The organism is Proteus genomosp. 6 (genome assembly GCF_040139785.1).
In the GTDB taxonomy this organism is placed as follows: Bacteria; Pseudomonadota; Gammaproteobacteria; order Enterobacterales; family Enterobacteriaceae; genus Proteus.
This window is the reverse complement of sequence record NZ_JBEEVJ010000053.1, coordinates 1-739: the sequence shown is the minus strand read 5'-3', so window position 1 is coordinate 739 and position 739 is coordinate 1. Positions and strand designations below refer to the sequence as shown.

General features: G+C 52.8%; 1 protein-coding gene and 1 pseudogene. Both read left to right on the top strand.

Going from position 1 to position 739, the window contains the following annotated elements; all coding sequences use genetic code 11:
* Positions 1-138: 138 nt before the first annotated feature.
* Positions 139-555, top strand: a pseudogene (locus tag ABN212_RS18750) (IS6-like element IS6100 family transposase); the annotation flags it as partial.
* 107 nt (positions 556-662) lie between these two features.
* The coding region (locus ABN212_RS18745; protein WP_223196925.1) for a hypothetical protein at positions 663-739 on the top strand (77 nt) is incomplete at its 3' end.

Below are 739 nucleotides of genomic sequence, written 5' to 3'. Positions count from 1 at the left end.
TGTTGTGCAGCCAGCTCCTGACAGTTCAATATCAGAAGTGATCTGCACCAATCTCGACTATGCTCAATACTCGTGTGGGCTCTGTTGCAAAAATCGTGAAGCTTGAGCATGCTTGGCGGAGATTGGACGGACGGAACGATGACGGATTTCAAGTGGCGCCATTTCCAGGGTGATGTGATCCTGTGGGCGGTGCGCTGGTATTGTCGCTATCCGATCAGCTATCGCGACCTTGAGGAAATGCTGGCGGAACGCGGCATTTCGGTCGACCATACGACGATCTATCGCTGGGTCCAGTGCTACGCCCCGGAGATGGAGAAGCGGCTGCGCTGGTTCTGGCGGCGTGGCTTTGATCCGAGCTGGCGCCTGGATGAAACCTACGTCAAGGTGCGGGGCAAGTGGACCTACCTGTACCGGGCAGTCGACAAGCGGGGCGACACGATCGATTTCTACCTGTCGCCGACCCGCAGCGCCAAGGCAGCGAAGCGGTTCCTGGGCAAGGCCCTGCGAGGCCTGAAGCACTGGGAAAAGCCTGCCACGCTCAATACCGACAAAGCGCTGATGAATCCCCTAATGATTTTGGTAAAAATCATTAAGTTAAGGTGGATACACATCTTGTCATATGATCAAATGGTTTCGCGAAAAATCAATAATCAGACAACAAGATGTGCGAACTCGATATTTTACACGACTCTCTTTACCAATTCTGCCCCGAATTACACTTAAAACGACTCAACAGCTT